At 64.4% G+C, this 6,481-nt stretch carries 6 protein-coding genes; all 6 read left to right on the forward strand.

Translation table 11 applies throughout. The features are described 5' to 3' along the window. The first annotated feature begins 1,262 nt into the window (after positions 1 to 1,262). Positions 1,263 to 3,005 carry an ABC transporter ATP-binding protein gene (locus HMPREF0043_RS08120; protein WP_021602543.1) on the forward strand — a complete coding sequence of 581 codons (1,743 nt, stop codon included), beginning with the start codon at positions 1,263 to 1,265 and terminating at the stop codon, positions 3,003 to 3,005. A 73-nt stretch (positions 3,006 to 3,078) separates the two neighbouring features. Then, positions 3,079 to 3,777, forward strand: a complete 699-nt coding sequence (locus HMPREF0043_RS08125) for an ABC transporter ATP-binding protein (RefSeq protein ID WP_198010311.1) — start codon at positions 3,079 to 3,081, stop codon at positions 3,775 to 3,777. Continuing rightward, positions 3,764 to 4,642: a hypothetical protein gene (locus HMPREF0043_RS08130; protein WP_021602545.1), complete on the forward strand. Its 879-nt coding sequence runs from the start codon at positions 3,764 to 3,766 to the stop codon at positions 4,640 to 4,642. The genes HMPREF0043_RS08125 and HMPREF0043_RS08130 overlap by 14 nt, the downstream gene beginning before the upstream one ends. Before the next feature lie 358 nt (positions 4,643 to 5,000). Continuing rightward, positions 5,001 to 5,609 carry a 50S ribosomal protein L25/general stress protein Ctc gene (locus HMPREF0043_RS08135; protein WP_021602546.1) on the forward strand — a complete coding sequence of 203 codons (609 nt, stop codon included), beginning with the start codon at positions 5,001 to 5,003 and terminating at the stop codon, positions 5,607 to 5,609. Between the two features lie 20 nt (positions 5,610 to 5,629). Beyond that, complete coding sequence (gene pth, locus HMPREF0043_RS08140) at positions 5,630 to 6,211, forward strand: aminoacyl-tRNA hydrolase (RefSeq protein WP_021602547.1); 582 nt, start codon at positions 5,630 to 5,632, stop codon at positions 6,209 to 6,211. 73 nt (positions 6,212 to 6,284) lie between these two features. Beyond that, a partial coding sequence (locus HMPREF0043_RS08145; protein ID WP_198010312.1) for a hypothetical protein occupies positions 6,285 to 6,481 on the forward strand: 197 nt, incomplete at its 3' end.

A 6,481-nucleotide genomic window follows, 5' to 3' on the forward strand; every position in this document is an offset into this window, starting at 1 on the left:
TGAAATGTTATTGGTTTATAGAAGGGAGGTGAATATAGCATGGGTTACATTCTTGATCTTCAGGAGGAGACGTCGCAGACTACTGATGTGCGTAGCTGGAGTTCCTGCTCTATCTGGTCGTGTCACAGTACGTCAAGCTGGTCGTGCTGCTAAGTGAAATGTTATTGGTTTATAGAAGGGAGGTGAATATAGCATGGGTTACATTCTTGATCTTCAGGAGGAGACGTCGCAGACTACTGATGTGCGCGGATGGAGTTCCTGCTCCAACTGGTCGTGTTACAGCACGTCAAGCTGGTCTTTCTGCTAAATAAAATACTATGTATTATTGAAAGGAAACACTCAATGTATATCCTCGAACTCCAGTCCATGGATGGAAATAAAGAAAACGCAACTAAGTTCATCAGCTCAAATAGTTGGGCATTTTGTTTTAGCACAGCCAGCACTATAGTGTGCTGATGAATTTAACTAAAATTAATGAAAGGGTATAAAATGCTTTATGTGATTGAGCTGCAAAATTCTGTCACTGAAAATGACGATCGCATGCCTAGTACATGGAGTCTTGTAGGTTGCGCGAGTACTATAAGTATTGGGCTGTGTTAGGAATGAAATGAGTTTTATTCTTTCATTGCAATCGAATACTGAAGCTCATGTATTGAAAAATGAACAGAAGTATAGAAGCATTACTTCTCAATGCATTTGCTTAAGCACAGTCAGTATATGGTTCTGTTGACAAAATTTTAAATGAAAGGACATTTTATGTCGTTTGTCATTGATCTTCAATCTCTAAACGATTCTGATGATAAGATCAACCGTTTGGGAAGTATTACAAGTATAGCATTATGCGGAAGCAGTGTAAGTGCTTTCTGGTGCTAAATAAATTATTTTGATTGAAAGAAATGGATTATGAATTTTATTCTTCAACTTCAAGAGAATGATAATGATGTAGCATTGCAGGAGAGCGGAAAAACGGGAACTATCGTTAGTACCGTTAGTGCTTCTGTTTGTTCCGTTAGTCTTGCTAGCGTTTTTGCTTGCTTGGGGTAATAAATAATCGCTTAAACTATAATATAGTTGAGCATATTCACATGTTGCGGGAGCGTATACCCGCGCTCCCGCAACATGCAGTCGATATTCTGCCGAAGGAGTTGAAAGTGTCGTTCAAAAGTGCGAATCGTTCGAATCCAAAGCATGTTTCACGTTCTGCCGCAGCATCGGAGAACACGGGCAGCCCGAAGTCTGAGCATGCTTCGCGCTTCGCCGAAATGACCAGGGGATGCCGCATCGTTCTCTCGATCGGCCTAGTGCTGTCCGTCGTCGCTTCACTCCTTTCGGTCGTCCAGCCGCGAGTCCTCCAGAATCTCGTCAACGGAATCGCCGCAGGCCGTTCCACGCTGCGCGCCGCCACTCTGCTGACCCTCCTCGCCCTCGGGACGGCCGCGGTGCAGGGGCTCCAGGGCTACCTCGTCCAGCGAGGAGCCGAGTCCATCGCCCGGGGCATGCGCGACCGCCTCGTCAGCCGCTACCTGAGCCGGACGGTGGCGGCGCACGACCGCGCGAACAGCGCAGACCTCCTCTCCAGGGCCAGCGTCGACGTCAACGTGGTGAAGAACATGGTCTCCGCCGGCCTGATTCCGATCGTGGGCGCGATCGTCATGCTGGTCGGCATATCCGGTTTCATGATCCTCTTGGATCCGATACTTTTCCTCACCATTCTCGTGGCCTTCCTCATCGGCCTGGCGATCGTCGTGAGCAAGGGGCGCTCGGTCCGCAAGATGTCCCTGGATCTGCAGACCAGCCTGGGGTCGTTCGCGGCGTCCGTCGAACGCCTCCTCGCGGGGATCCGCACCGTCAAAGCCTCCGGCGCCGAGGACTCCGAACGGGAGAAGGTCGGCGTCCAGTCCGTTCACGTCTGGACGGAGGGAGTCCGCCTGGCGCGCCTCGTCTCGCTCATCCAGCCCCTGGTCAACCTGTGCCTGCAGGGCGCCCTGCTCGTGGTCGTCATCCTGGGAGCCATGAGGCTGAGCAGCGGCAGGATGGACGTCGGCGAGCTCCTCGCCTTCCTCGTCTACCTGTTCATGCTGATAACCCCCATATCCACCCTCAGCCAGTCCTACGCCCAGCTGCAGATGGGATTCGGCGCGCTGGACAGGATCATGGAGGTCGACGGCCTCGACGAAGAGGACTTCGGCCTGGACGCCTCCACGGGGAGGCGACGGGGGGTCTCCATAGAGTTCTCCGGGGTCGACTTCGGCTACCTCGAAGGCGAACCCGTGCTGCGAGACTGCTCCTTCGCCATCCGCCCGGGCGAGAAAGTCGCCATCGTCGGGCGCTCGGGCTCGGGGAAGTCCACCATCGTCGAACTCATCGAGCGCTTCTACGAGGCCGACCGCGGCGAGATCTTCGTCGGCGGCAGGAACGTCTCCTCGATGCCCGTCAGCGAACTGCGCTCCCACATCGCGCTCGTCTCCCAGGAGACCGAGACGCTGACCGGCACGGTGCGCGACAACCTCGCCCCGGGCACACACGCCGTCAGCGACGACCGCATGCGAACCGTACTCAGGCAGGTCGGGCTGTGCGGCCCGGACGGACGCCTCGACCTGGACCTCGACACGGATCTCGGCCAGGGGGGCATCTCCCTGTCCGGCGGGCAGCGGCAGCGGCTGGCCTGGGCCCGACTGCTGCTCGGCGACGCCGACATCCTGCTCCTCGACGAGGCGACGTCGCACCTGGACCCGCAGACCGAGGCCGCCATATTCGCGCTTCTCAACGCCCACGCCCGCGGACGGCATGCGCGCGGACGCCATGCCCGCGGCAGGACCGTCGTCATGGTCACCCACAGCGAAACCGCGGCCGCGATCGCCGACCGCGTGCTGCTCATCAGCGGCGGAGGCGTCCGCAAGGAAGGCACCCACCGTCAACTTCTGCGCGAAAGCGTGGAATACCGCCAACTTCGGGCCGAATCCCGCCGTAGCGAGGAAAGCCCCATCAGCCTCGAAATAGCCTGAGAGAAAGACTTGGAAGAAAGGGATCATCGTGCTGGAGTTCTCACACGTTACGAAACACTACGATAGCCGCACGGTGCTCGACGACGTGACCTTCGACGTCAAAGCGGGCTGGGTGACCGGCCTCGTGGGGCCGAACGGGTCGGGGAAGACGACTCTTGCCCGCATCCTCCTCGGCCTGGCCGCAGCCGATTCCGGCTCGGTCCGCATCGACGGCCTGCCGTACACGGCGCTCGACCGCCCGGGGCACACGGTCGGGACCCTGTTCGAATCCGTCGGCCTGCACCCGAACATGACGGCCTACAGGCATCTGAGGATCCAGGCCCTCGCGGTGGACGCCTCCGAAAAGCGGGTGGCAGATGTCCTGGCCGACGTCGGGCTCGGCGCCGCTGCCACCCGGAAGATCCGGGGATTCTCGCTGGGCATGCGCCAGCGCCTAGGGCTCGCGACGGCTCTGCTCGGCAGACCGCAGATCCTCGTCCTGGACGAGCCCGCCAACGGGCTCGACCCCGAAGGCATCCGGTGGCTGCGGAACTTCCTCCGCTCCTTCGCCGACCTGGGGGGAACGGTCCTCGTGACGAGCCATCAGCTGGCCGAACTCGCCCGCTTCGCCGACGACGTGGTCGTCATCTCGCAGGGGCGCGTGGTGGACGCCCGCCCGATAGCGGGCCTGGGCGGCGACGAACTCGAGGACATCTACAGGAAGGCGGTCGGATCGATCGCGGACCTGGACGCCATGCGAACGCGAAACGAGGTGCGGCATGCTACGAAGTGAGCTTCTGCGGATCCGCACCTCGCGGGCGACCGCCGCCATCGCCGCGGTCGTCTTCGCCGAGGCCGTCGTGGGGGGCCTGGTGGTGTCCTTCCTCCCCGGCATCCTCAAGGCCCTGATCCGCTTGAACGACGTGATCCCGAACGCGACGCAGGCGGACCGGATGTCTCCTGAGACCATCGACGCGCTGAGACTCGGACACGAGAACGTGCAGGCGACCGTGGCCGACCCCGCCGGAGGCTTCGGGCTGGGATTCTCCGCCGCGGTGATCGGCGCTGTCGTGCTGGGCGCCTTCTACGTGACGAACGGATACCGGCACGGCTCCATCGCCCTGAACGCGCTCGTGCAGCCCTCCCGCATCCGCCTCCTGGGCGTCAAGGCGGCGGCCCTGACGATCACGGTCCTCGCCGCCTGCCTCCCCCTCGTGATAGTGCGGGCAGGCATCCTGGCCTTCGCCGCCGCCGCGCAGGACGTCGGCGGAACGCTCGGCATGGCCGACCTGGCCGGCATATGGCTGCGCGGCGCCGGCTCGCTCGTCCTCTTCGGCTTGATCGGCCTGGGGGTGGGATTCGCCGTCCGCAGCCCCGTCGCCTCCCTGACCATGATCTTCACCGTCCTGCTCATCGAATCGAGCCTTCGCCCCATCGCCGCCCTCATCGCCGGAGGGGTCACCCCGGCCAACTACCTGCCGTTCGGGCTGTCCGCCGACGCCGTCCGCGGTCCGGGGCTGTTCAGCGGCATGTCCTTCGACTCCTCCGTCGGGACGCTCGCCGCCGGGATCGTCCTCGCGGCCTGGACCGGCGCCCTCCTCTTCCTGGGGGCGAGGCGCTTCGTCAGGGACGACATCCCGGTCTCCACCTCCGGCTGACCGGTCTCCTCTTCGGCTCGCCAGCTGACAGGCGGGCCCGAACCCCTGGCTGGCAGATTCGACCGCTCCCTCGGCGGGCGGGTCCACGTGCGGGAAGCCCGACGCGCGGCTTCGCAGCGGGTTCAGCCCGGCTGGAACATCGCGGGACGTCGCGGTCGGCGGCGTGCGCCTCGCAGCGGGCTTGGCCCTTCGCCCCGCCGGCGCTAGGATGAGACGGCTGCCTCGGCGAGGGAGGCGCGCCCAGCCGGGCGCTCGCTCCGTTATCGACGCGGTGGGTGCGCTCCGTGCACGGCCGTCGTGGAAGAGGCCGCGATGCGCGGGCGCCGGCCCGCGCACTGACACGAAGGGAGAGCCCACCATGGCAGACAAACTCGAAGCCGCCTCGCGGTCCCATTTCGGCAAGGGCGCCTCGCGCCGACTGCGCCGCGACGGCCGCGTCCCCGCCGTCATCTACGGCCACGGCGCCGACCCCGTGCACGTCTCGGTCGACGCGCACGAGATCTTCCTGGCCACCAAGGGGCAGGCCAACCCCATCCTCACGGTCGTCGTGGACGGCAGGGACCAGCTGGTGCTCGTCAAAGAACTCCAGCGCAACCCTCTCTCGCGGGCCATCGAGCACCTCGACCTGCTCCGCGTGGCCTCCGGCGAGAAAGTCGAAGTCGAAGTGCCCATCGAGGTGACCGGAGAATCCGCGCCCGGAACCATTCACACGATCGAACTCATGCACGTGCTCGTCAAAGCGCCCGCCACGCACATCCCCGAGGCGGTCGTCGTCGACGTCGAAGGCCGCGAAGACGGCAGCCACGTCACCGTCGCCGACCTCGCTCTCCCCGCGGGAGTCGAGTCCGAGGCCGACCCTGAGACCATCGTGGTGGTCGTCTCCACCCCGCAGGCCACAGACCTGCCCGAGGAGGCCCCGGTCGAGGCCGAGGCGGCCGAGGCCCCGGCCCCCTCCGCCGAGGGCTGAGCGGCGCGGGGCAGGGCGCCGTGCACGCCGTCATCGGCCTGGGCAACCCCGGGCCGTCATACGCCGCCACCCGGCACAACGTCGGGCAGATGGTCGTCGGCCTCCTCGCCGAGCGCGCCGGCGGCAGGCTGTCTTCTGTCAGGAGCACGGGCGCCCTGGCCCTCACCGCGCACATCGGCCCGCCGCCGTCGGCCAAGGCGCTCCTCGGCGTCTCGACCGAGTACATGAACGTCTCCGGCGGACCGATCAAGGCCCTCCTCGCCTACTTCTCCATCGACCCGGACGAGCTCATGGTGGTCCACGACGACCTCGATCTGCCCTTCGGCGCCCTCCGGCTCAAACGCGGCGGGGGAGAGGGCGGCCACAACGGGCTGAAGTCGATCAGCCAGGCGCTCGGCACGCGGGACTACATCCGGCTGCGCTGCGGCATCGGGCGCCCGCCCGGACGCCAGGACCCCGCCGACTTCGTCCTGTCGCCCTTCTCCGCGCGGGAGCGCGCCGACCTCGGGGCCGTGATCGAGGAGGCCGCCGACGCGGCCGTGGACGTCCTCGCCCGCGGCCTGACCGCCGCGCAGATGCGCCTCCACACCGACCGCGGGTAGGCAGGCGGCCTGCGGGCCGGGCCGGCGGCGAACCAATACGGCAGACGACAATAGACAGGTGGAGACGGCCGGAATGCTACGTTCAATCCTTCCCATCGTCGGAGCCGACCCGGCTCTCGCCCAGGCGCTCTCGCAGACCGGAAACCGCGACATCGCCATGCCCCGCGGCCTCGTGCCCCCGGCCCTCGCGCTCCTGGCCGGCGCCGGAGCCGCGGCTGGAGGGGCCGCCGCGGGGCCCGGTGCTCCGGGCGGGGCCGAAGCCGAGGCCGG

Source organism: Actinobaculum sp. oral taxon 183 str. F0552 (assembly GCF_000466165.1).
GTDB lineage: Bacteria > Actinomycetota > Actinomycetes > Actinomycetales > Actinomycetaceae > Peptidiphaga.